Raw genomic sequence first — 22,963 nt, 5'->3', positions numbered from 1 at the left:
ATTCATGAAAACCGATAAGCCGCGCTATAACTTGCGCGGTGTCGATCTTCACGCGTTTATCGACATGGACAGCTTCCTGCACTTCTTGCTGCCGGGTGGCCAGCCGCGTTGTGGCACGCTGGTGGCGATGAATGCAGAAAAGATGCTGACGCTGGAAGAGGATGCGCAGCTGCGGGCGCTGATTGCTGAAGCGGAATTTAAATATCCGGATGGCATTAGCATTGTGCGCTCCTTACGCAAAAAATATCCGCAGTTGCAGGTTAGCCGCATTGCTGGTGCCGATCTGTGGGAAGCCCTGATGGAGCGCGCGGGCCGCAGCAGCATTCCGGTATTTCTGATTGGCGGTCGTCAGGCGGTGCTGGATGAAACCTGTGACAAACTGCGTCGCCAGTGGAATGTGAACATCGTCGGCAGTCAGGATGGCTATTTTGCCCCGGCAGAGCGTGAGGCGTTGTTTGCGCGCATTGCGGCCAGCGGTGCACAGATTGTCACGGTGGCGCAGGGTTCGCCGCGTCAGGAGTTGCTGATGCGTGATTGCCGCGCGCACTGGCCGCATGCGCTCTATATGGGCGTGGGCGGTACCTATGATGTTTTCACCGGCCACGTCGCGCGTGCACCGCGAATCTGGCAGAAATTAGGGCTGGAGTGGCTCTATCGTCTGATTCGGCAGCCTTCGCGTTGGCGCCGCCAGTTAAAACTGCTGAAATATTTGCGCTATCATTGGCGTGGCGATCTCTGATATCGCCGATTTTTTCAGCAATATCATCAGTGCAGCCAGTAAAACTGCATTAATAATCGACGGAATGCACAAAGCGTAATCAAACGCGTTTTTTTTATAAAAAAGCGCTGGACAGTATGAGGTCAAGCCCGTAGTATGCCCATCCGCAACGGCGCTACGCGCCCGTAGCTCAGCTGGATAGAGCGCTGCCCTCCGGAGGCAGAGGTCTCAGGTTCGAATCCTGTCGGGCGCGCCATTTAGTTTGTGCGCAAGAGCTTCGGTGGTTGGTTTAACCGCGTTATGCAGTGAAAATAGTAAGCAGAGATGCTTACGCAACAGAATTATGGTGGCTATAGCTCAGTTGGTAGAGCCCTGGATTGTGATTCCAGTTGTCGTGGGTTCGAGTCCCATTAGCCACCCCAAATTTTGCTGGGCACGCGATGGTGGCGGAATTGGTAGACGCGCTAGCTTCAGGTGTTAGTGTTCTTACGGACGTGAGGGTTCAAGTCCCTCCCTTCGCACCAGGCAAAATTACGCGGTAGCGTGAAGAAATAAGATACAGAAAAAATCGGCGAGTAGCGCAGCTTGGTAGCGCAACTGGTTTGGGACCAGTGGGTCGGAGGTTCGAATCCTCTCTCGCCGACCATATTCGAAAAGCCTGCTTGAAAAAGCAGGCTTTTTTCGTTTTATCTTTCCCTTGATTGATTTTATCCTTCTCAGCTTCTCAGCTTCTCAGCTTCTCAGCTTCTCAGCTTCTCAGCTTCTCAGCCTTATAAATCACGCTCACTGCCGTTGTCGTCATAATGAGACTCGTAACTCATTGATTTTAAATTGACTGACAGTTCCTTGCATTGCTTGTCGTTGATAGGAGACAGTTATTAAGGGGAGTGTAGCGAAATCACGACGCACTGTTCAGTCTGAGAGAGGGTTTTACCTTTATCTGACTGATTTAAAATAACTTATTTCTACACCTCCAATTCTGGCACGGCTTATGCAATAATTAACCTGTAGATGCTCATTCCACCTCTTATGTCTGCTGATGCTACATAAACCTGGGAATGATGCAGAGCCCCTTACGGTATCCGTTGTCCAGCCTGGCAGTTATTGCGCACGCTTTACTGCAGTAAGAAGGACATTACGTTGAGTCGGATACCATCAGTTGTCTGAACGACCTGATCTTACACCTGCTTATGGCAGGTGTTTTTTTATCTGTACTTTCCCCCATTCCGCGACTCTTCAGGCAAAAAAAAGCCGGGACAAGCCCGGCGTGCACAAAAGTAACAATCGTTAAATCAAGCGTTTGGATTAGTCTTCAAGGTCAGAAGCAGACCTTCACGGCGCATTTGAGCAGCGTCCTCGGGGCGATGCAGGCGATCATAGACATCGGCCAACCAGGCATAATCAAAAGCATCCGGGCGTTGTGCCAGTGCCTGCTGGAAAGCTTCTGCGGACTGTTGCCACTCACCGTGGCGCATCAGCATCTGGCCTAAGGTGCTGTGCAGCAGCGGCGTTGCGCCATGTTGTTTGATTTGCTGGCGCAGCGCTTTCTCCAGTGATTGCGGATCGCCACTTTTAATACGTGGCATTAACAGCACCAGGCGGTCGTCATACTGACGCTTCAATCCTTCCAGCACGATGCTTTGCGCGGTATCAGGGTCATCACACTCAATCAGATGTTCAGCCATCGCTACCTGCAGCGCCGTTTCCTGACGCGTTTTACGGCTCTGGTTTTGCCACCACTTCTTCAGACCTTCGCTACCCTGATCGGCCATTGCCTGATTCATCATGCCTAGCCAGGCTTGCTGTTGCAGCGCCTCACGATGGGCTTCGTCATTGACCTGAGATTTTTGCATGGAGGGCAGAATATCCAGCAACGCGCCCCATGCGCCGGTACGGATATAAGCCTGTTCAGCCAGACGCAGCACTTCAGGATGACGCGGAGCGACTTCCAGTAAACGGTCAATGCCATGGCGGGCGGCGTGATCTTCATTACGTGCCAGTTGCAGGCGTACGCGGGTGATCTCAACCGGAATGGTGTCATTTTCAGACAGCTCAGAGGCGCGCTCCAGATGTTGGTTAGCACGGACTTCGTCACCACGTTGCTGTGCCGCTTCGGCAGCCAGCAGGTAGTTAGCAACGGGCTGATCGGCGTGATCGGCATTCTTCGATAGCAGTTTTTCAACCTGCTTGTAATCACCTTCCGCCAGTTTCATCAGCGCGCTTTGCGTGTGACGCTGCGCGCTGCGGCGTTTACGTCCCGTGAACCAACCGCGCGTACGTACGCCGGTGCGGAACACGCGGCGTAAAATCCATTCAATGAACAGAATCACCAGCAAACTAAGGATCAGGATGATCACCAAGCCGGTGACGCTGGTTTCCACGTTCCAGTTATCGGTCTGAATCAGCACGTAGCCCTGATGGCCGGCAATCATCGGCCCCAATACCACGCCTGCGATCAGCAGCAGGAAAAGCACCAATACTTTCAGCATGCTTAGCCTCCCTGTTGATCAGCCGGAACCGATGGCTGCGCCAGCAGGTTGCGCACGCGCGTCTGCATCAATTTTTCCAGCAGCGCCTGACTTTCCAGCGTATCCGGCACATCCATTGAGATGTTTTGCTGACTCAGCTCATCCAGTTGTGCGAGGAAAGCTTTGGTGGCAGCGTCGTTGGTGTCATACCAGGCGCGCACCCAGGTTGAGACCGCATCAATCGACTGTTTGTAGATTTCATCCTGATGACGTGGCACGGCCTGGGCGGCAATCAGCAGGCGTGAACGAATGTTTTCACGCAGGTAAACGTCCTGATTCGGTGCCAGCAGCGGCTGTGCGGTATTATCACGGCGGCGGATGGTGATGAAATCATCCATAAAGTTATGCCAGCTCTTCACCAGATTTTGACGCCATTCGTGCAGCGAGCTGGAAAGCTCTCCGCCATCGGCATCCATCGGTGAATCATCACTGTCATTGTCAGCCAGACGCAGATTATCGACGCCGTTCGACAACTGATTGAGTTTGAGGATGATGCCATCGTAATCGACCTGGCTCACCGTTGAGAGAGAACTGATGTCCTGCGTTAAAGCACGACGCACATTCATCACGCTCGGGTCATTCATATCGGCCAGGCTGGTATCAGCGCTTTTCAACAGCGCGGCTGCTGTGGTGACATCCTGATCGCTCCACAGCTTGCGACCCGCCAGCTTCACGAGGTAGTCCGCTTGCGCCAGTAGCCAGGTGCGGGTGTCGTTGCCAGAAATCGTCGCGACTTTATCGCGCAGGGTCTCCAGCTCTTTGGCGCTGTTATCCTGCTGCGTTCGCGCTTCCTGCAACGCCGTATTCGCGGTATCCAGTTGTTGCGTCAGCTGCTGTTTGTCGCTGCCCAGTTGCTGCTGCAGGGCGCTCAACTGTTCACTCAGGTTCTGGTTTGTCTGAGCCTGTAAATCGGCCTGATGTTTCCCATTGAGGTAAAGTCCCGCGCCAATCGCCAGCGCAATCACGATCGCCACCGCGCTCAGTACTTTGCCATCGCTTTTTTTATCGCTAGGCTTTTTACCGTCTGGCGTGGGGGAAGTGTCCGCCGGGGTGGTTTCTTCAACCATGGCGGAGGAGGCTTTTTGTTCCGTCATTATGGCTCATCCCATTGTTAAGTTCAGCGTAACGCACGCAGCAGCGCATCGTTATCAGCACCATCGGCTACCTCAATATCCTGCCAGCCTAATTCGGCGGCCTGAGTAGCCAAACGTTCACTGACGACCACCAGTCGACAGTGCAATAACCATTCCCGACGATCAATTGGCGGAAACAGTGCAAAGAGTTGTTGTAACATCTCACCGCTGGTGACCACCAGCGTGGTAATCCCGCGATCGCGCCAGCGACGGCCTTCAATCGCGCCCTCATAATGCTTTTCACAACGTTGGTAGCACTCGCAGTATTCCACCTTGGCACCGCGTTCCAGCAGGGTTTCTGCCAGTAATTCACGGCCTGGGCTGCCGCGCAAAATCAGCGCACGCTTGCCATTAACCTGCTGCAGGCGGTTGAGCCGCACTAACTCTTCGCTGGTCTCCCGCGCATGAGGATAGTCTACTTTCAGATGACTGACGGTATGCAGTGCCAGCGCGGTGCTGCGCCCTATAGCATAGTAGTCGAGTGTTTCGGGCCAGCTGAGGGCACTTTGCTGAAGCGCCGGATGGGCGAATAGCACCACCTGCTGTGACAGCAGAAACACCAGATCGCCCGGCCGTAAAGCCGCCAGCTTTTGTGGCAATTGTTGCAAATCGCGACCCGGCGTAAATTCAATCAGCGGTAGAGTCCACGCCAGTTTTCCCTGGGTTCGCAGACGCGAAACCAATTCACTGGCAGCGGGCTCCGGGCGGGTCACGAGAATGGTCATGCAGGCGTTTGCCCCTGATAGACGTCGCGCAGAATGTCGCGGGCGCCACCATCCAGCAGCTCTTCTGCCAGGGAGATCCCCATTTGCACGGCGTTTTCGCGCGGACCACGGCGTTCACCTACCACCATTTGGTGGCCATCCGGTGAGCCGACTAAGCCACGCAGCCACAACTGATTGTCTTCTAATAAGGCAAAGCTGCCGATGGGAACCTGACAACCGCCTTCAAGGCGTGTGTTCATCGCGCGTTCAGCGCGCACACAAACATCGGTATCGGCGTGATTCAGCGCCTGCAACAAGGTGATCAGTTCGTGATCATCAAGACGGCATTCAATGCCGACGGCACCCTGGCCGACGGCGGGCAGCGAGATTTCAGCGGGCATCGCCTGACGAATACGGTCGTCGAGGTTTAAGCGCTTCAGGCCTGCCGCGGCAAGGATAATGGCGTCATATTCCCCGGCATCCAGCTTGCCAAGGCGGGTGCCCACGTTACCACGCAAAGATCGGATGATCAGGTCGGGGCGACGTGCACTGAGCTGACACTGACGGCGCAGACTGGACGTCCCCACAATCGCGCCCTGTGGCAGTTCATCGATGCTGTTATAAAGGTTGGAGACGAAGGCATCACGCGGGTCTTCACGCTCGCAGATGGTGACCAGACCCAAACCTTCCGGGAATTCCACCGGCACATCTTTCATGGAGTGCACGGCAAGATCGGCACGGTTTTCCAGCATTGCCAGTTCAAGTTCTTTGACAAACAGGCCTTTTCCACCGACTTTAGCCAGCGGTGTATCGAGGATGATGTCGCCTTTGGTGACCATTGGCACCAACTCAACCTGCACGCCCGGATGTGCTGCCATCAGGCGCTGTTGGACATATTGTGCCTGCCATAAAGCAAGGGGACTTTGTCTGGTAGCAATTCTGAAAATTTTGTTTAACATGCTGTTAACCATTTTGATCGTTCATCGATTATCCTATCATTGATAGGGGAATGCTGTCAGTTTCAACGGATTGAAAAGGCCTCGATGTCAGTTGTTACGCATTGTTGCGTCATTATCTGACGTCTAAGTCCGAAAAAGCAGGGCTACATGGGGAACGTGCTAAACTGTCATGTAGCGCAACTTTCTTTACGGTCAATCCTCCAGGTGTTAGATTGATCACGTTTCCAGCAATAATTTGCCCAACATCTTTATTATTAAGCGGCAGGTTTTGGAAACAGGGTGCTTAACACTGGGACAATCAGGCGAAACGTCTTGTACCTCTACATTGAGACACTGAAACAGAGACTGGATGCAATTAACCAGCTGCGCGTTGATCGCGCACTGGCTGCTATGGGACCTGCCTTCCAGCAAGTCTACAGTCTGCTGCCAACATTACTGCACTATCATCACCCGTTGATGCCCGGCTACCTTGAAGGTAGCGTTCCCCACGGCGTCAGCTTCTTCACGCCTGATGAAAACCAACAGCATCTGTTGCAACAGTTGGCAGGCGATCAGTCTTTGGATCTCAGCACTGCCGTCAAAGGTGAACGTCCGATTACCGGCATCTATTCGATGGGCAGTACCTCGTCTGTCGGTCAGAACAGCGTGTCCGATCTCGACATCTGGGTGTGCCACCAATCCTGGCTGGATAATGAAGAGCGTCTCAATCTGCAGCGCAAGTGTACGCTGTTGCAGAAATGGTGTGTGTCAATGGGTGTGGAAGTCAGTTTCTTCCTGATCGACGAGAACCGTTTCCGCCACAATGAGAGCGGCAGCCTCGGTGGTGAAGACTGCGGTTCAACCCAACATATTTTGCTGCTGGATGAGTTCTACCGTACCGCTGTGCGTATGGCGGGCAAACGCATCCTGTGGAACATGGTGCCCGGCGAAGAAGAGCATCATTACGACGATTACGTTATGTCACTCTATTCACAAGGCGTGTTGACGCCGAATGAGTGGCTGGATCTCGGCGGTCTCGGCACGCTGTCAGCCGAAGAGTACTTCGGGGCCAGCTTGTGGCAGCTGTACAAAAGTATCGATTCACCGTACAAAGCGGTGCTGAAAACCCTGCTGTTAGAAGCGTACAGCTGGGAATATCCGAACACGCAATTGCTGGCGATGGATATCAAACAGCGTCTGCACGATGGCGAAATTGTCTGCTTTGGCCTCGATCCCTACTGCATGATGCTGGAGCGCGTGACGCGCTATCTGACCAGCGTTGATGACATGGCGCGCCTTGATTTGGTGCGTCGATGTTTCTATTTAAAAGTGTGTGAGAAGCTCTCGAGTGACGATCACCACCATCACCGCTCAGGCTGGCGCCGCGAGATTCTTTCGCAACTGGTGAAAGAGTGGGGTTGGGATGAAGAGAAAATTGCGGTACTGGATAACCGCGCCCAGTGGAAAATTGAGCGTGTGCGTGAAGCGCACAACGAGCTGCTGGATGCGATGATGCAGAGCTATCGCAACCTGATCCGTTTTGCCCGTCGTAACAATTTAAGCGTCAGTGCCAGCCCGCAGGATATCGGCGTGCTGACGCGTAAACTGTATGCCGCGTTTGAAGCGCTGCCGGGCAAAGTGACGCTGGTGAACCCACAGATTTCGCCTGACCTGTCGGAAGATAATCTGACCTTTATTCATGTGCCGGAAGGCCGCGCCAATCGCGCCGGTTGGTATCTTTACAACCAGTCGCCGGACATGAGTTCGATCATCAGCCATCAGCCGCTGGAATATAACCGCTACCTGAACAAGTTAGTGGCGTGGGCGTGGTTCAACGGTTTGCTGACCAGCAAAACGCGTTTGCATATGAAGGGCAACGAATTCTGCGATCTGCCGCGCTTGCAGGAGTTGGTCAACGATGTCTCGAGTCACTTCCCGCTGCGCGTAGCGGCACCGACGCCAAAAGCGTTGTACAGCCCGTGCGAAATTCGTCATCTGGCGATTATTGTCAATCTCGAACACGATCCGACCTCAGCCTTCCGCAATCAGGTGGTGCATTTCGATTTCCGTAAGCTGGATGTATTCAGCTTCGGCCAGCAGCAGCAGTGCCTGATTGGCAGCATTGATTTGCTGTACCGCAACTCGTGGAATGAAGTGCGTACGCTGCACTTCAGCGGTGAGCAGGCGATGATCGAAGCGCTGAAAACCATTCTCGGCAAAATGCATCAGGATGCCGCGCCGCCGGATACGGTGGAAGTGTTCTGTTATAGCCAGCATCTGCGCGGTTTAATTCGTACCCGCGTGCAGCAGCTGGTGTCTGAGTGTATTGAGTTGCGACTCTCCAGCACCCGTCAGGAGCCAGGCCGCTTCAAAGCGCTGCGCATGGCGGGCCAGACGTGGGGCTTGTTCTTCGAGCGCATGAGCGTATCGGTGCAGAAGCTGGAAAATGCGGTGGAGTTCTACGGCGCGATTTCCAACAACAAGTTGCACGGTTTGTCGATCAAAGTGGAGTCGAATCAAACGCCATTGCCGCCGGTGGTGAATGGCTATGCCAGCGAAGGCATCATTCAGTTCTTCTTTGAAGACACCAATGACGATCGCGGCTTCAACATCTATATCCTCGACGAAACCAATCGCGTTGAGGTTTATCACCATTGCGAAGGCAGTAAAGAAGAGCTGGTGCGTGACGTGAGCCGTTTTTACTCCTCGTCGCATGACCGCTTCACCTATGGCTCCAGCTTTATCAACTTCAACCTGCCACAGTTCTACCAGATTGTGCACGCAGGCGATCGCTTCCAGGTGATTCCGTTCCGCAGCCAGACGCTGACGCAGCTCTGTGCGACGCAGCCCGATAACGACAACGGCGATTTCCAGCCGCGCTACCAAATGCACTGATCCCGCCTGCGTTCGCGCGGTGGGATTGGCTTTTCCTCTGACATGCGCCCGGATTTGCGGGTATTTCCTGTTGCTTTTACAACGTCAACTGCGATGATAAGCAGCCAAGGCTTAAGGACAGGAAGAGCAGACAGAATGAGACACATGATAAGTCAGCTGGGTATGGCGCTGGCACTGGTCAGCCTCGCAGGCTGTGGCCTGAAAGGACCGCTGTATTTCCCGCCCAAAGATCAGCCGACGAAACAAAATCAGCAGGTCACCGAGCAGCAGCAAAAAGCGGCGCAGGATGCTGACGTTAACGGTTTGGTCACCAGTAAATCGGGTTCACAGGCGAACTAATCTCTATGAGTAATCCGGCGGAGCAGAAAATGCAGTTCTCGAAAATGCACGGTCTCGGCAACGATTTCATGGTTGTGGATGCCGTGACGCAAAACGTCTTTTTTTCGCCGGAACTGATTCGCCGCCTGGCGGATCGGCATCTGGGGATCGGTTTCGATCAGCTGCTGATCGTCGAACCGCCTTACGATCCGGATCTTGATTTTCATTATCGAATTTTCAACGCGGATGGCAGTGAAGTGGCCCAATGCGGCAACGGCGCGCGCTGTTTCGCCCGCTTCGTGCGCCTGAAAGGGCTGACCAATAAAAGCGACATCCGCGTAAGTACGCAAACCGGGCGCATGGTGCTGAGCGTGACCAGCGATGAGCTGGTACGCGTTAATATGGGTGAACCCAACTTCGATCCCCAGCAAGTGCCGCTGCGCGCCAATAAAGCGGAAAGTCTGTATCTGCAACGTGTTGCCGAGCAGACCGTAATGTTTGGTGCGGTATCCATGGGGAACCCGCACTGTGTGATTCAGGTTGAGAGTGTGAAAACGGCAGCCGTAGAAACACTGGGTCCGGTGCTGGAAAGCCATGAACGCTTCCCGGAACGCGTCAACGTGGGCTTTATGGAAGTGGTTAATCCTGAACACATTCGTCTGCGCGTGTATGAACGCGGCGCAGGTGAAACCCAGGCTTGTGGCAGCGGTGCCTGTGCGGCCGTTGCCTGCGGCATTCAGCAAGGCATTCTGGCGGAAAAAGTTCGCGTTGATTTGCCTGGCGGAACGCTGCATATCGCCTGGAAAGGGGCGGGTCAGCCGCTGTTTATGACCGGCCCAGCCACACACGTCTATGATGGGTTTATTCATCTATGAAAAATGTCGAAGAGCAAACCGACAGCGCGGTTTTGCTGGACGATCAGTCGGTTAGCGCCTTCCTGCGCCAGAACCCCGATTTCTTTATTCGCAATGCGCACCAGGTTGAACAGATGATGGTGCCGCACCCGGTGCGCGGCAGTGTGTCGCTGGTGGAGTGGCACATGGCGCGTCAGCGCAACCACATCCAGCAACTGGAAGAGGAAATCACGCTGTTGATGGAGCAGGCCACGGCCAACCATCAACTGTTTGATCGCCTGCTGGGGTTGCAAGGCCATCTTGCCGCGGCGGATAGCTTGCAGGAAATGTTAACGCGTCTGCACCGTTGGGCGCGTGAGTTGGGTCTGGCCGGAGCCCATGTGCGGGTGTTCAACGACCACTGGCACATCGGCGCACCTTCTGATTTCACTCAGTTGGGTCTTTCTCGTCAGGCTTTTGAGCCGCTGCGTATTCAACGCTTTGGTGCTGAACATCATTACCTTGGCAGCCTGAATGGCCCGGAGTTACTGCTGCTGTTGCCACAGGCGAAAGCCATCGGGTCGGTGGCGATGTCGTTGATGGGCGAACGGGGTGAACTTGGTGTGCTGATTTTCAGCAGCCGCGATAACCAGCACTATCAAGCGGGCATGGGCACCTTACTGTTGCAGCATCTGGCGCAAATGCTGCCGGATCTGCTGTCTCGCTGGATTGAACGCGCATGAGTGACGTCAGCCCGTTGCAGCCTGCCGTTGAGGGCTTTCTGCGTTATCTGAAAGTCGAACGCCAGCTCAGCCCGTTGACGCAAAAGAATTACACCCGCCAGTTGCAGACGATGACCGCGATGGCCGATGAGATGAAGATCGTCTCATGGGCGCAACTGGAGCCCGCACAGGTTCGCCAACTGGCGGCGCGCAGCCGTCGTGCCGGATTAGGGCCCAGCAGCCTGGCGCTGCGCATGTCGGCGCTACGTAGTTTTCTCGACTGGCAGGTCAGCCAGGGGATGTTAAGCGCCAATCCGGCCAAAGGCATCTCTACGCCGCGCAATGCCCGCCATCTGCCAAAAAATATGGATGTTGACGAGGTTAACCAGCTGCTGGAAATCGACCTGAACGATCCGCTGGCGGTGCGCGACCGAGCGATGCTGGAAACCATGTACGGCGGCGGTTTACGCTTGTCGGAGCTGGTGGGCATGGATTGTCGTCATGTCGATCTCGACGCCGGTGAAGTGTGGGTGCTGGGGAAAGGCAGCAAAGAACGACGTGTGCCGATTGGTGGCACGGCGGTGACCTGGCTGAAACATTGGTTGCCACTGCGTGATAGCTTCGCGCCGCAGGATGATGCCGTATTTGTCTCCAGTCGCGGCACGCGCATATCGGCGCGTAACGTGCAAAAGCGTTTTGCCGAGTGGGGCATTAAGCAGGGCGTGGCCAACCATATTCATCCGCATAAACTGCGTCACTCTTTTGCTACCCATTTGCTTGAATCGAGTGGCGATCTGCGCGCGGTGCAGGAACTACTCGGCCACGCCAATCTGTCGACCACGCAAATCTATACCCATCTCGATTTCCAGCATCTGGCGACCGTGTATGACGCGGCACATCCACGTGCTAAACGAGGAAAGTCTGAATGAAGTTCTACCGCCCGCTGGGCCCGATCAAAGCGATCACTTTCGATCTCGACGATACGCTGTATGACAACCATCCCGTGATCCTTAAAACCACCGCCGAATCCCACGCCGCATTGCAGGCCTTTCATCCGGCATTGCGTGAATTCACCCCCGCTGATTATCAGGCGCTGCGCGACGAATTGCTGGTGCGTGAGCCGGAAATTTATCACGACGTGTCTGAGTGGCGTCGCCGCTCGGTCGAGTTGGCAATGATCAATATCGGCTTATCCGCTGCTGAAGCCCGCGCCGGTGCCAGCGAAGTGATGGGCGTGTTCCACCAGTGGCGCAGCGAAGTCGAGATGCCAGATGAGACGCATCAAACGCTGAAGTGGTTGGGCGAGCGCGTGCCGCTGGTGGCGATCACCAACGGCAACGCCTGTCCGGAAAAGCTGGGGATTAATCACTACTTCCAGTTCGCCCTGCGCGCTGGCCCGCACGGTCGCGCTAAGCCGTGGCAGGATATGTACCAGCTGGCGGCCGAGCGTTTGAACATCGCACCTGAGCATATTCTGCACGTGGGCGACGATCTCACCACCGATGTGGTCGGTTCATTAAATGCGGGCATGCAAGCCTGCTGGATCAATCTGCGTGATGACAACCTGATGAAAATTGACGATGCGCGTTTGCTGCCGCACGTCGAAATTCATCAGTTGGCATCGCTGACCTCGCTGCTATAATGCTGTATGTTCATCCAGCTAATGGCTGGATGATACGGGCATTGTCTGACGCACAAATCGTAGCGGCACCCTTCATCCTGCGATGAATAGCACCGCTATACAGGGTGCGTTGCTTAAATGCTGAGAAACCGCATTTCTCAATTCTCCTTTTAATACTTTGGCAAAACGGTGCTTATGGACGTTTCTGATCTGCTTAACGGCTTAAATGACAAACAGCGCGAGGCGGTCGCCGCGCCGCGCAGCAATTTGCTGGTGCTGGCCGGAGCAGGCAGTGGCAAAACCAGGGTACTGGTGCACCGTATTGCCTGGCTGCTGTCGGTAGAGAATTGCTCGCCTTACTCAATCATGGCGGTGACCTTTACCAACAAAGCGGCAGCAGAAATGCGCCATCGTATCGATCAGCTGATCGGCACCAGTCAGGGTGGCATGTGGATTGGTACGTTCCACGGACTGGCGCACCGTTTGCTGCGTGCGCATCATCTTGATGCCAATTTGCCGCAGGATTTCCAGATTCTCGATAGCGACGATCAGCTTCGCTTGCTCAAGCGTCTGATCAAAGCCATGAACCTCGATGAGAAGCAGTGGCCTGCACGCCAGGGCATGTGGTACATCAACGGCAAAAAGGATGAAGGGCTGCGTCCTAAGCACATCGAAAGCTACGGCAACCCGGTGGAGCAAACCTGGCTGCGCATTTATCAGGCCTACCAGGAGGCTTGCGATCGCGCGGGCTTAGTGGATTTTGCCGAACTGCTGCTGCGTGCGCATGAGCTGTGGCTGAATAAGCCGCATATCCTGAATCACTACCGCGAGCGTTTCAGCAACGTGTTGGTGGACGAATTCCAGGATACGAACAACATCCAATACGCGTGGATCCGTATGCTGGCCGGCGATACCGGTCGTGTGATTATCGTCGGTGATGACGACCAGTCGATTTACGGCTGGCGTGGCGCGCAGGTCGAGAACATCCAGCGCTTCCTGCAGGATTTCCCTGGTGCGGAAACCATTCGCCTGGAGCAAAACTACCGCTCGACCAATAACATCCTGAAAGCGGCTAACACGCTGATCGCCAATAACAATGGTCGACTCGGTAAAGAGCTGTGGACTGATGGCAGCGACGGCGAAAAGATTTCTCTTTATTGCGCGTTTAACGAACTAGACGAAGCTCGCTTCGTGGTAAACCGCATCAAAACCTGGCATGAGAACGGTAACGCGCTGCAGGATTGCGCCATTCTCTATCGCAGCAACGCCCAGTCGCGCGTGCTGGAGGAGGCGCTGTTGCAAGGCAGCATGCCGTACCGTATTTACGGCGGCATGCGCTTCTTCGAACGCCAGGAGATTAAGGATGCGCTGGCGTATCTGCGCCTGATGGCGAACCGCAATGACGATGCCGCTTTTGAGCGCGTGGTGAACACGCCGGTGCGTGGCGTGGGCGATCGCACATTGGATGTGGTGCGCCAGACCGCGCGCGAACAGCAATTAACGCTGTGGCAAGCGACGCGTGAATTGCTGCAAAACAAAGCCCTGGCGGGACGTGCAGCCTCGGCGCTGCAGCGCTTCTGCGAGCTGGTGGATTCCCTGGCCACGGAAACCGCCGATATGCCGCTACACGTGCAGACCGATCGCGTGATCAAGGATTCCGGCCTGTGGATCATGTACGAGCAGGAAAAGGGCGAGAAAGGCCAGGCGCGTATCGAAAACTTAGAGGAACTGGTGACCGCCACGCGCCAGTTCAGCTATCAGGACGAAGACGAAGATTTGATGCCGCTGCAGGCGTTTCTGTCGCATGCTGCGCTGGAAGCCGGTGAAGGTCAGGCCGATAAATGGCAAGACGCAGTGCAACTGATGACCATGCACTCGGCGAAAGGTCTTGAGTTCACCCAGGTGTTTATCGTGGGTATGGAGGAAGGGATGTTCCCGAGCCAGATGTCGCTGGATGAAGGCGGGCGTCTGGAGGAGGAGCGTCGTCTTGCTTACGTTGGCGTCACGCGCGCGATGGAAAAACTCACGCTGACCTACGCCGAGACTCGTCGCCTTTATGGTAAAGAAGTGTATCACCGTCCATCGCGCTTTATCGGCGAATTACCGGAGGAGTGCGTCGAGGAAGTCCGTCTGCGCGCCAGCGTGAGCCGTCCGGTGAGCCATCAGCGCATGGGTACCCCGATCGCGGAAAACGACAGTGGTTTCGCGCTCGGTCAGCGTGTGCGCCATGCCAAATTCGGCGAAGGCACCATCATTAACCTGGAAGGCAGCGGCGAACACAGCCGCTTGCAGGTGGCGTTTCAGGGCCAGGGTATCAAGTGGCTGGTGGCGGCTTACGCGCGTCTGGAAACGGTGTAGCGCCGTTGCGTTACCTTGACGACTTTTTCGTCTCAGCGTAACATGCGCGCACTATTATCATGAGAGGACAATGCCTTGGACGCGCCCAGTCGATGCTGGCTCAACCGCCTGTTTAACAGGAATAACATCTAAGGCTACCTCAATACGCGGGTAGCCTTAGCGGTTATCAGCGACCTCCCTTTACACTCTCGTCGCACGAGTCAGCACTGATTTACCCTTGAAGCGAAAGTTTCCGCGTTCAGGCTTTGCCGTGCCCGTTTTGCCTTTGGCTTGACGGTGTGCCGCCTTGTCCCATTAAGTCTGCAATGGGGAGTATTGCTATGCTGAGCGCTTTTAAACTCGAACGCGATCGCCTGACGCGCATCGAACTGGAAGACAACAACGACACACTCAACACCTCGGTGTGGGTCGATTTAATCGAGCCCGACGACACTGAACGTGATCGTGTGCAATCCGAGCTGGGTCAAAGCCTGGCCACGCGTCCGGAGCTGGAAGACATCGAGGCCTCCGCACGTTTCTTCGAAGATGAAGATGGCCTGCACATTCACTCCTTCTTCTTCTTTGAAGATGCGGAAGACCACGCTGGCAACTCCACCGTGGCTTTTACCATCCGCGAAGATCGCCTGTATACGCTGCGCGAACGTGAGCTGCCGGCTTTCCGTCTCTATCGTATGCGTGCCCGTAACCAGACGCTGACTGATGGCAACGCCTACGAGCTGTTGCTGGATCTATTTGAGACGAAAATCGAACAGCTGGCGGATGAGATCGAGAACATCTATAGCGCGCTGGAAAAACTCAGCCGCGTGATCATGGAAGGGCAACAGGGCGAAGAGTACGATCAGGCGCTGTCGCGTCTGGCGGAGCTGGAGGATATCGGCTGGAAAGTGCGTTTGTGTCTGATGGATACCCAACGCGCGCTGAACTTCCTGGTGCGTAAAGCCCGTCTGCCAGGCAATCAGCTGGAGCAGGCGCGTGAAATCCTGCGCGATATCGAATCCCTGCTGCCGCATAACGAATCGCTGTTCCAGAAGGTGAACTTCCTGATGCAGGCAGCAATGGGCTTTATCAACATCGAGCAGAACCGCATCATCAAGATCTTCTCGGTGGTGTCGGTGGTGTTCCTGCCACCCACGCTGGTGGCATCCAGCTACGGGATGAACTTCGAGTTTATGCCTGAGCTGAAGTGGAGCTTCGGTTATCCTGGCGCGATTACCTTGATGATCCTCGCCGGTCTGGCGCCGTACCTCTATTTCAAACGGAAAAACTGGTTGTAATAACACGGCCAGACAGGTTTTACCGATTTCGTAGCGGCGCGATTTATCGCGTTTATCTGAAGCGACAATGCTGCTAACAGATGCGTAACAAATTGCGCCGCGACAAAACTGGCATGGTTTAACTTTTCTGCGTAGGCTGTTGTCACTTCTCACTTTCTGATTTCCACCCTATGGCGCGTCTTTCTTTGCGACAGCAGTGGACCATTCTGCTGATTGCTTCGTTAGTACTGGGGATCATTCTCCAGCTGTTTCACCTTCCTGCTGCACTGCTTTTGGGTCCGATGATCGTCGGAACCGTCATGGGCCTTTCTGGCGCGACCGTCCGCATCGACAAACGTTTGTTTGTGCTCGCACAAGCGGTGTTGGGTTGCATGATCGGGCAAACGCTATCACCGGCTATTCTCTCACCGCTTTTAGCGGATTGGCCGGTGGTGCTGGCGGTATTGGTGCTTACGCTGGCGGCCAGCGGTTTGTCGGGTTTTCTACTGGTGCGCTTTAGCAACCTTCCAGGGCCAACCGGTGCGTGGGGATCGTCGCCTGGCGGTGCTTCTGCGATGGTGGCGATGGCCGGTGATTTCGGTGCGGACGTGCGCTTAGTGGCGTTTATGCAGTATCTGCGCGTGCTGTTTGTGGCGACTGCAGCCGCGGTGGTGGCACGCATTGGGCTGGGCACCAACGGTGGTGCCGTGGAGCTGGTATGGTTCCCTGCCTTACAAAGCAGCTTCATCCTGACATTGGTGGTGATGTTCGCGGGCGCCTGGCTGGGACAAAAACTGCGTATCCCTTCGGGTGCGCTGCTGCTGCCCGCGCTGATTGGTGCGACGCTGCACGGCACCGATGTTGCCACTTTGCAGGTGCCGGAGTGGTTGCTGGCGCTGGCCTATGCGTTAATTGGCTGGAGCGTGGGCTTGCGCTTTACGCGCCCGATCTTCCTGCTGGCGCTGCGCACCCTGCCGCAAATGCTGGTGTCGATTTTCGGCTTGATGTTGCTGTGTGGTGGATTGGCGTGGATGCTGACGCAAGTGTTGCACGTCGATTTGATGACGGCGTATCTGGCAACCAGCCCGGGCGGGTTGGATACCGTGGCGATTATTGCGGCGGGCAGCCGGGTCGATATCGCATTTGTGATGGCATTGCAGACATTACGCCTGTTCACCATCTTGCTGACCGGCCCGGCTATCGCACGCTTTATCTCACGTTACGCGCACGCGGGTGCGAGCTGAGAATGCGACTGCATCAACGATAAACACGGCGAGCGCCAGCCAGATAAAACCGAAGGTGACCATCTTGTCTGGCGTCAGACTTTCGCCGTAGAACACCACCGCGAGCAGGAACATCAGCGTGGGGCCGAGATACTGGAAAAAGCCCACAGTCGACAAACGCAGGCGTGCACAGGCGGCGGCAAACAGCATCAGTGGAATCGTGGTGATGATGCCTGCGGCGATCAACTTCAGGTTGAGGCTAAGTGGATTGGCGCTGAGGTGGCTGGTGGCGCTGTCAGCAAAGCCAAACAAGTAGATGGCCGCCAGCGGAAACAGCCATGCGGTCTCGATCAGCATGCCGCTCTGCGCATCCACCTGAATTTTCTTTCTCAACAAACCATAGACGGCAAAACTCAGCGCCAGGCCAAGGCCAATAATCGGCAGCGAGCCAAATTGCCATAGCTGCACCAGCACGCCGAGTGTTGCCAGTAAAACCGCCAGCCACTGCAGGCGGCGGAAGCGCTCGCGCAGGAACAGCATGCCAAACACCACGTTGATCAGCGGGTTGATAAAGTAGCCGAGGCTGGCTTCCAGCATATGCTGATTATTCACTGCCCAGATAAACAGCAGCCAGTTGCCGCCAATGGTGACGGCAGTGACGGCCAGCAACAGCACTTTCTTTGGCTGAGCGAGCACCGTGCGCACCTGCTGCCAGCTGCGGCTCAGGGTAATTAGTACCAGCATAAACAGTGCCGACCAAATCACGCGATGCGTCATGATTTCTGTCGGTGGAACTTCCTTCACCAGCTTGAAGTAGGCTGGCGCAATGCCCCAGATAAAGTAAGCGCCGAGCGCATAACCTATGCCCTGACGCGTTTGTTGCGTATCCATCATGCTTTCCAAAAAAAGGGCATTAGCCAATCAAATAGGTTGCGGTTGCTGTGGCGATATAATCGCCCTGCTGGTTGTGCAGTTCCACTCGCGCCACCGCCACTTTATTACCGGCGCGCAGCAGGCTGCTGGTGGCGACAAAGCGATCGCCGCGTCCAGGGCGTAAATAGTCAACGCGCATATCGATAGTGCCCATGCGCGACAGACGCTGACGCAGTTCCTCTTCGCTGATGCTCTCCTGACGCGACAGCGCATGACTGACGCACACCAGACCGGCGGCGACATCCAGCACTGAGGCAATCACGCCGCCGTGCAAAATATGCTGCGCCGCATTACCGACCAGCATGGTTTTGTTGGCAAAGCCCAACTCGGCGTAATCCGCTTCGAGTCGATCCAGCTCTAAACCCAGCGCCTGATTGAAGGGCATGTGATAAACAAAGATTTCGCCAATCAGGCGGCGAGCTTCCTGCTGTGACAGCAACGGGGATGACATGTTTTCTGCCTTAAGATGTTAAAGAGTTGTGTATATTATGCCGCGTTCGCGCGGCTTTCCAGTTTCAGAAATCGGCACTGATCAACCTGTGTCTTTGCGTGTAGAATGGCGTGCTTTTTGAACATTGCCCTAATAATGACAACACGCAGTTCCTGGAGAATGTTATGCGTAAGCTATACGCGTTGCTGGCCGCAGCTTTGATGATACCTGCGCTGGCACAGGCTGATGAAGCCACCATAAAAGAGGTGCATGACGCCCCGGCAGTGAAGGGCAGTATTATTGCGAACCTGTTGGAAAAACACGATAACCCGTTCGTGCTTTATCCTTACGAAAACAACTATTTGCTCTACACCTACACCAGTGACATGAACAAAGAGGCGATCTCTTCGTACAACTGGGCTGACAAAGCAAAAAACGATGAAGTAAAATTCCAGCTCAGCCTGGCGTTCCCACTGTGGCGTGGCATTCTGGGTGATAACTCGGTGTTGGCCGCGTCTTATACGCAGCGCTCGTGGTGGCAGCTCTCCAACCGTGGTGCGTCATCGCCGTTTCGTGAAACCAACTATGAGCCGCAGATTTTCCTCGGCTGGGCAACGGATTACACTTTTGCCGGCTGGACTCTGCGCGACATCGAAACCGGTCTTAACCACGAGTCTAACGGACGTAGCGATCCGACATCACGCAGTTGGAACCGCGTCTATGCGCGCCTGATGGCGCAGAACGGTAACTTCCTTGCGGAAATCAAACCGTGGTATCGCATTCCAGAAAATGAAAATAACGATGATAACCCCGACATTACCAAGTACATGGGCTACTATCGCGCCAAGCTCGGTTATGAAATGGGTGAAAGTATCTTCAGCGTGGAAGGCAACTACAACTGGAACAGCGGCTATGGCGGCGCGACTTTCGCCTGGAGCTATCCTATCTCTGAGCATGTGCGCTTTTACACCCAGCTGTTCAGCGGGTATGGTGAATCGCTTATCGACTATAACCATCGTCAGACCCGTTTTGGCGTGGGTGTAACACTTAACGATCTGTTCTAACCAGTCAGAAAAACAGGATTACCGTGGCAACATCGGCAGTGCTTAATCAGGAAATGCTGGCGCAGCAGGTATTACAAGATACCTTCGGCTACCAGCAATTTCGCCCCGGTCAGCAAACCATCATCGAAACCGCGCTCGCAGGGCGTGATTGTCTGGTGGTGATGCCGACCGGTGGCGGCAAATCGCTGTGCTATCAAATCCCGGCGCTGGTGCGCGAGGGGCTGACGCTGGTGGTTTCACCGCTGATATCACTGATGAAGGATCAGGTCGATCAATTGCTGGCCAACGGCGTGGCAGCGGCGTGCCTCAACTCGACGCAGACGCGTGAGCAGCAGCAACAGGTCTTTGCGGATTGTCGCACCGGTAAGCTGAAGCTGCTGTATATCGCGCCTGAACGTCTGATGATGGATAACTTCCTCGACAGCCTGCACCAGTGGAATCCGGTGATGCTGGCGGTGGATGAGGCGCACTGTATCTCGCAATGGGGCCATGATTTCCGCCCGGAGTATGGCTCGATTGGTCAACTGCGTCAGCGTTTCCCGGATCTGCCGGTGATGGCGCTGACGGCAACCGCTGACGAAACCACGCGTAATGACATCGCTCATCTGTTGCAGATGGACGATCCGCTGATTCAAATCAGCAGCTTTGACCGCCCGAATATTCGCTACACGCTGGTGGAAAAATTTAAACCGACCGACCAGCTGTTGCGCTATGTACAGGAGCAGCGGGGTAAAAGTGGCATTATTTACTGTAACAGCCGTGCCAAAGTGGAAGACACGGCCGCGCGTCTGCAAAGCCGTGGGCTGAGTGTCGGCGCGTATCACGCCGGTATCGACAGCGCCCAGCGCGCGCACGTGCAGGAAGCCTTCCAGCGTGATGACCTGCAAATTGTGGTTGCCACCGTGGCATTTGGTATGGGCATCAACAAGCCTAATGTGCGCTTCGTGGTGCACTTTGATATTCCGCGCAATATCGAATCCTACTATCAGGAAACCGGTCGCGCCGGGCGTGATGGCCTGCCCGCCGAAGCGATGATGCTTTACGATCCAGCGGATATGGCGTGGTTACGTAAATGTCTGGAAGAGAAAGCGCCCGGCCCGTTACAAGATATTGAGCGTCACAAGCTCAATGCGATGGGCGCGTTTGCCGAAGCGCAAACCTGCCGTCGTTTAGTGCTGCTCAACTACTTTGGTGAAGGGCGTCAGCAGCAGTGCGGCAACTGCGATATCTGCCTTGATCCTCCACGTCGATATGATGGTTTAGTGGAAGCGCAGAAGGCGCTTTCCAGCATTTATCGTACCGGCCAGCGCTTTGGTATGGGCTATATTGTCGACGTGCTGCGCGGTTCCACCAACCATCGCATTCGCGATAACGGGCACGATAAATTGCCGGTGTACGGCATCGGCCGTGAGCAGAGTCAGGAGCATTGGGTCAGCGTGCTGCGCCAGCTGATCCATCTTGGTATGGTGACGCAAAATATTGCCATGCACTCCGCTTTACAGCTCACGGAAGCGGCGCGTCCGGTATTGCGTGCCGAAGTGCCATTGATGCTGGCGGTACCGCGCATCGTCACGGTGAAGAGCCGCAGCAGCTCGCCAAAAGTGCACAGTGGCAATTACGATCGCACCTTGTTTGGCAAGCTGCGCAAATTGCGTAAGGCGATTGCCGACGAATCTAACATTCCGCCATACGTGGTGTTTAACGATGCCACATTAATTGAGATGGCGGAGCAAATGCCGATTACCGCGTCAGAAATGTTGAGCGTGAACGGTGTCGGTCATCGCAAGCTGGAACGTTTTGGTAAACCGTTCCTGGTGATGATCAAAGAGCATGTCGATGAAGAGTAAAGGAAAGAAACCATGTTGATGTTATTCGCCACTGTCGCGCTTGTGCATCTGGTTGCGCTAATGAGCCCAGGCCCGGACTTCTTCTTTGTGTCGCAAACGGCGGCCAGCCGCTCGCGCAAAGAGGCGATGATGGGCGTGTTGGGTATTACGTTGGGGATCGTCATCTGGGCGGGCGTGGCGCTGATGGGCCTGCATCTGATCCTGCAGAAAATGGCCTGGCTGCATGAAATCATCATGGTGGGCGGTGGTTTGTACTTGCTGTGGATGGGCTGGCAGTTGCTGCGCTCAGCTCGTCAGCAGCACAAAGCCCCACAGGTTAATGCGCCGGTGGTGGAACTGCCAAAGAAAGGTATGAGTTTCCTGAAAGGTTTTCTGACTAATCTGTCGAACCCGAAAGCGATTATCTACTTCGGCAGCGTGTTTTCACTGTTTGTCGGCAATGATGTGGGTGCGATGGAGCGCTGGGGCCTGTTCATGCTGATCGTGGGTGAAACCTTTGCCTGGTTTACGCTGGTGGCGGCAATCTTCGCGCTGCCGTGGATGCGGGATAAGTATCAGCGTATGGCGAAGTGGGTTGATGGCATGGCGGGTGTGCTATTTGCCGGATTCGGCATTCACCTGATTATTTCTCGTTAAATCGATTTTCCTTGCCATTTCGGCACCGGGCAGTGCTCGCCCCTCACGTACCTCGTGCACGTTCCGGGGTTTGTGCGGCTTGCCGGCGCCGAACTGGCTGCACCACCGACGATTTACCCTCGGTGTGACTGATTGCAAAACCTCTTACGCGATTCTGCGCGCACTTGCCAGCAAGGCTCCGACGGCCATAAACAAGCCACCAAAGGTGCGGTTCATCAGCTTCATCTGTTTTGGCCCTTTAATCCAGCCCGCAATGCGTGTTGCCAGCGTGGCGTAACCAATCATCACAATAATATCAACCACGATGGTGGTGACACCGAGCACCAGATACTGCATGAGCTGCGGCTGGTGTGGCTGAATGAATTGCGGAAATAGTGCGGCGAGAAACACGATGCTTTTCGGGTTGGTAAGATTTACCAGGATAGCGCGTTTGAACAAACGACGACGCGGCATCGCTTTCGCCACGGCATCCAAATCAATACCGCCTGCGGAACGCCATTGCTGAATCCCAAGCCACACCAAATACGCGGCACCTGCCCACTTCAGTACTTCAAAGGCCATGATCGATTGTGAAAATAGCGCCCCCAAACCGGCGCCGACTAGCACGATGTGAATCGCCAGACCCAGCTGTAAGCCAGTGATGGAAGCCGCCGCGCCGCGATAGCCATGGCTAATGCCGGTGCTCATGGTGTTGATGGCACCAGAACCGGGTGAAAGACTGAGGATAGTTGTAGTCAACAGGTAGGTTAACCACCATTCAATGGTCATGTGTGACATTCCCTGAAGTGAACGAAGTGTGACACAATACG

Annotated in this window: 20 protein-coding genes and 4 tRNA genes; 17 read left to right on the top strand and 7 right to left on the bottom strand. The window is 55.1% G+C overall.

The genetic code is table 11. From position 1 onward, the window contains the following. Window positions 1-4: 4 nt before the first annotated feature. The 5 genes from wecG to IAE30_RS24435 all read left to right on the top strand — a co-directional run bounded on the left by wecG (window position 5) and on the right by IAE30_RS24435 (window position 1,364). On the top strand, window positions 5-739 hold the full coding sequence (wecG, locus tag IAE30_RS24455; protein WP_045814991.1) for a lipopolysaccharide N-acetylmannosaminouronosyltransferase: 735 nt from the start codon (window positions 5-7) through the stop codon (window positions 737-739). Window positions 740-897: 158 nt separating this feature from the next. Then, window positions 898-974, top strand: a tRNA-Arg gene (locus tag IAE30_RS24450). A 90-nt stretch (window positions 975-1,064) separates the two neighbouring features. Then, window positions 1,065-1,140 (top strand) — tRNA-His (locus tag IAE30_RS24445). Window positions 1,141-1,155: 15 nt separating this feature from the next. Then, window positions 1,156-1,242, top strand: a tRNA-Leu gene (locus IAE30_RS24440). A 45-nt stretch (window positions 1,243-1,287) separates the two neighbouring features. Continuing rightward, window positions 1,288-1,364: transfer RNA gene (locus IAE30_RS24435), tRNA-Pro, on the top strand. Window positions 1,365-2,010: 646 nt separating this feature from the next. On the opposite strand, the gene hemY is transcribed toward IAE30_RS24435, so the two are convergent. The 4 genes from hemY to hemC are packed head-to-tail and all read right to left on the bottom strand — an operon-like array spanning window position 2,011 to window position 6,042. Further along, window positions 2,011-3,207 (bottom strand): protoheme IX biogenesis protein HemY, encoded by a 1,197-nt coding sequence (hemY, locus tag IAE30_RS24430; protein ID WP_200539219.1) that lies wholly within the window; start codon window positions 3,205-3,207, stop codon window positions 2,011-2,013. Window positions 3,208-3,209: 2 nt separating this feature from the next. Further along, on the bottom strand, window positions 3,210-4,340 hold the full coding sequence (gene hemX / locus IAE30_RS24425) for a uroporphyrinogen-III C-methyltransferase (protein WP_200681143.1): 1,131 nt from the start codon (window positions 4,338-4,340) through the stop codon (window positions 3,210-3,212). 23 nt (window positions 4,341-4,363) lie between these two features. Beyond that, a complete protein-coding gene (hemD, locus tag IAE30_RS24420; protein ID WP_045815831.1) occupies window positions 4,364-5,104 on the bottom strand; it encodes a uroporphyrinogen-III synthase in 741 nt (246 codons plus the stop codon). Beyond that, window positions 5,101-6,042, bottom strand: coding sequence for a hydroxymethylbilane synthase (gene hemC / locus IAE30_RS24415; protein WP_200681142.1), 942 nt, complete (start codon window positions 6,040-6,042; stop codon window positions 5,101-5,103). The genes hemD and hemC overlap by 4 nt, the downstream gene beginning before the upstream one ends. 312 nt (window positions 6,043-6,354) lie before the next feature. On the opposite strand from hemC, the gene IAE30_RS24410 reads away from it, so the two are divergent. From IAE30_RS24410 to IAE30_RS24370, 9 genes are all read left to right on the top strand, one after another. Beyond that, window positions 6,355-8,916 (top strand): class I adenylate cyclase, encoded by a 2,562-nt coding sequence (locus IAE30_RS24410; RefSeq protein WP_038643800.1) that lies wholly within the window; start codon window positions 6,355-6,357, stop codon window positions 8,914-8,916. 135 nt (window positions 8,917-9,051) lie between these two features. Further along, window positions 9,052-9,255: a lipoprotein gene (locus IAE30_RS24405; protein WP_038643799.1), complete on the top strand. Its 204-nt coding sequence runs from the start codon at window positions 9,052-9,054 to the stop codon at window positions 9,253-9,255. A gap of 29 nt (window positions 9,256-9,284) precedes the next feature. After that, window positions 9,285-10,109 carry a diaminopimelate epimerase gene (gene dapF, locus IAE30_RS24400; RefSeq protein WP_038649736.1) on the top strand — a complete coding sequence of 275 codons (825 nt, stop codon included), beginning with the start codon at window positions 9,285-9,287 and terminating at the stop codon, window positions 10,107-10,109. Further along, window positions 10,106-10,810, top strand: a complete 705-nt coding sequence (locus tag IAE30_RS24395) for a DUF484 domain-containing protein (protein ID WP_200539221.1) — start codon at window positions 10,106-10,108, stop codon at window positions 10,808-10,810. The genes dapF and IAE30_RS24395 overlap by 4 nt, the downstream gene beginning before the upstream one ends. After that, window positions 10,807-11,718 carry a tyrosine recombinase XerC gene (gene xerC / locus IAE30_RS24390; protein ID WP_038643797.1) on the top strand — a complete coding sequence of 304 codons (912 nt, stop codon included), beginning with the start codon at window positions 10,807-10,809 and terminating at the stop codon, window positions 11,716-11,718. The genes IAE30_RS24395 and xerC overlap by 4 nt, the downstream gene beginning before the upstream one ends. After that, window positions 11,715-12,431 carry a 5-amino-6-(5-phospho-D-ribitylamino)uracil phosphatase YigB gene (gene yigB, locus IAE30_RS24385; RefSeq protein WP_200681141.1) on the top strand — a complete coding sequence of 239 codons (717 nt, stop codon included), beginning with the start codon at window positions 11,715-11,717 and terminating at the stop codon, window positions 12,429-12,431. The genes xerC and yigB overlap by 4 nt, the downstream gene beginning before the upstream one ends. 174 nt (window positions 12,432-12,605) lie before the next feature. Beyond that, on the top strand, window positions 12,606-14,768 hold the full coding sequence (uvrD, locus tag IAE30_RS24380; RefSeq protein WP_038643795.1) for a DNA helicase II: 2,163 nt from the start codon (window positions 12,606-12,608) through the stop codon (window positions 14,766-14,768). Window positions 14,769-15,088: 320 nt separating this feature from the next. Next, window positions 15,089-16,042 (top strand): magnesium/cobalt transporter CorA, encoded by a 954-nt coding sequence (corA, locus tag IAE30_RS24375; protein WP_034827871.1) that lies wholly within the window; start codon window positions 15,089-15,091, stop codon window positions 16,040-16,042. A gap of 170 nt (window positions 16,043-16,212) precedes the next feature. Beyond that, window positions 16,213-17,265 (top strand): AbrB family transcriptional regulator, encoded by a 1,053-nt coding sequence (locus IAE30_RS24370; RefSeq protein ID WP_038643793.1) that lies wholly within the window; start codon window positions 16,213-16,215, stop codon window positions 17,263-17,265. On the opposite strand, the gene rarD is transcribed toward IAE30_RS24370, so the two are convergent. Together rarD and IAE30_RS24360 are read right to left on the bottom strand one after the other, a co-directional pair. Continuing rightward, window positions 17,236-18,135, bottom strand: coding sequence for an EamA family transporter RarD (gene rarD, locus IAE30_RS24365; protein ID WP_038643792.1), 900 nt, complete (start codon window positions 18,133-18,135; stop codon window positions 17,236-17,238). The two genes, IAE30_RS24370 and rarD, sit on opposite strands and share 30 nt — an antisense overlap. Window positions 18,136-18,157: 22 nt before the next feature. After that, window positions 18,158-18,628 carry a thioesterase family protein gene (locus tag IAE30_RS24360; RefSeq protein ID WP_038643791.1) on the bottom strand — a complete coding sequence of 157 codons (471 nt, stop codon included), beginning with the start codon at window positions 18,626-18,628 and terminating at the stop codon, window positions 18,158-18,160. A gap of 164 nt (window positions 18,629-18,792) precedes the next feature. Between IAE30_RS24360 and pldA the strand changes: the two genes are divergently transcribed. The 3 genes from pldA to rhtC are packed head-to-tail and all read left to right on the top strand — an operon-like array spanning window position 18,793 to window position 22,154. Beyond that, on the top strand, window positions 18,793-19,671 hold the full coding sequence (gene pldA / locus IAE30_RS24355) for a phospholipase A (protein ID WP_038643790.1): 879 nt from the start codon (window positions 18,793-18,795) through the stop codon (window positions 19,669-19,671). Between the two features lie 23 nt (window positions 19,672-19,694). Further along, window positions 19,695-21,518 (top strand): ATP-dependent DNA helicase RecQ, encoded by a 1,824-nt coding sequence (recQ, locus tag IAE30_RS24350; RefSeq protein ID WP_038643789.1) that lies wholly within the window; start codon window positions 19,695-19,697, stop codon window positions 21,516-21,518. Between the two features lie 12 nt (window positions 21,519-21,530). After that, window positions 21,531-22,154 carry a threonine export protein RhtC gene (rhtC, locus tag IAE30_RS24345; protein WP_038643788.1) on the top strand — a complete coding sequence of 208 codons (624 nt, stop codon included), beginning with the start codon at window positions 21,531-21,533 and terminating at the stop codon, window positions 22,152-22,154. Window positions 22,155-22,298: 144 nt separating this feature from the next. Here rhtC and rhtB read toward each other — a convergent pair whose 3' ends face one another. Then, complete coding sequence (gene rhtB, locus IAE30_RS24340) at window positions 22,299-22,922, bottom strand: homoserine/homoserine lactone efflux protein (protein ID WP_034827889.1); 624 nt, start codon at window positions 22,920-22,922, stop codon at window positions 22,299-22,301. Window positions 22,923-22,963: the final 41 nt, after the last annotated feature.

The sequence above is a fragment of the Pantoea sp. S61 genome (assembly GCF_016625145.1).
GTDB lineage: Bacteria > Pseudomonadota > Gammaproteobacteria > Enterobacterales > Enterobacteriaceae > Pantoea > Pantoea rwandensis_B.
This window is presented reverse-complemented; position numbering and strand designations above follow the sequence as displayed.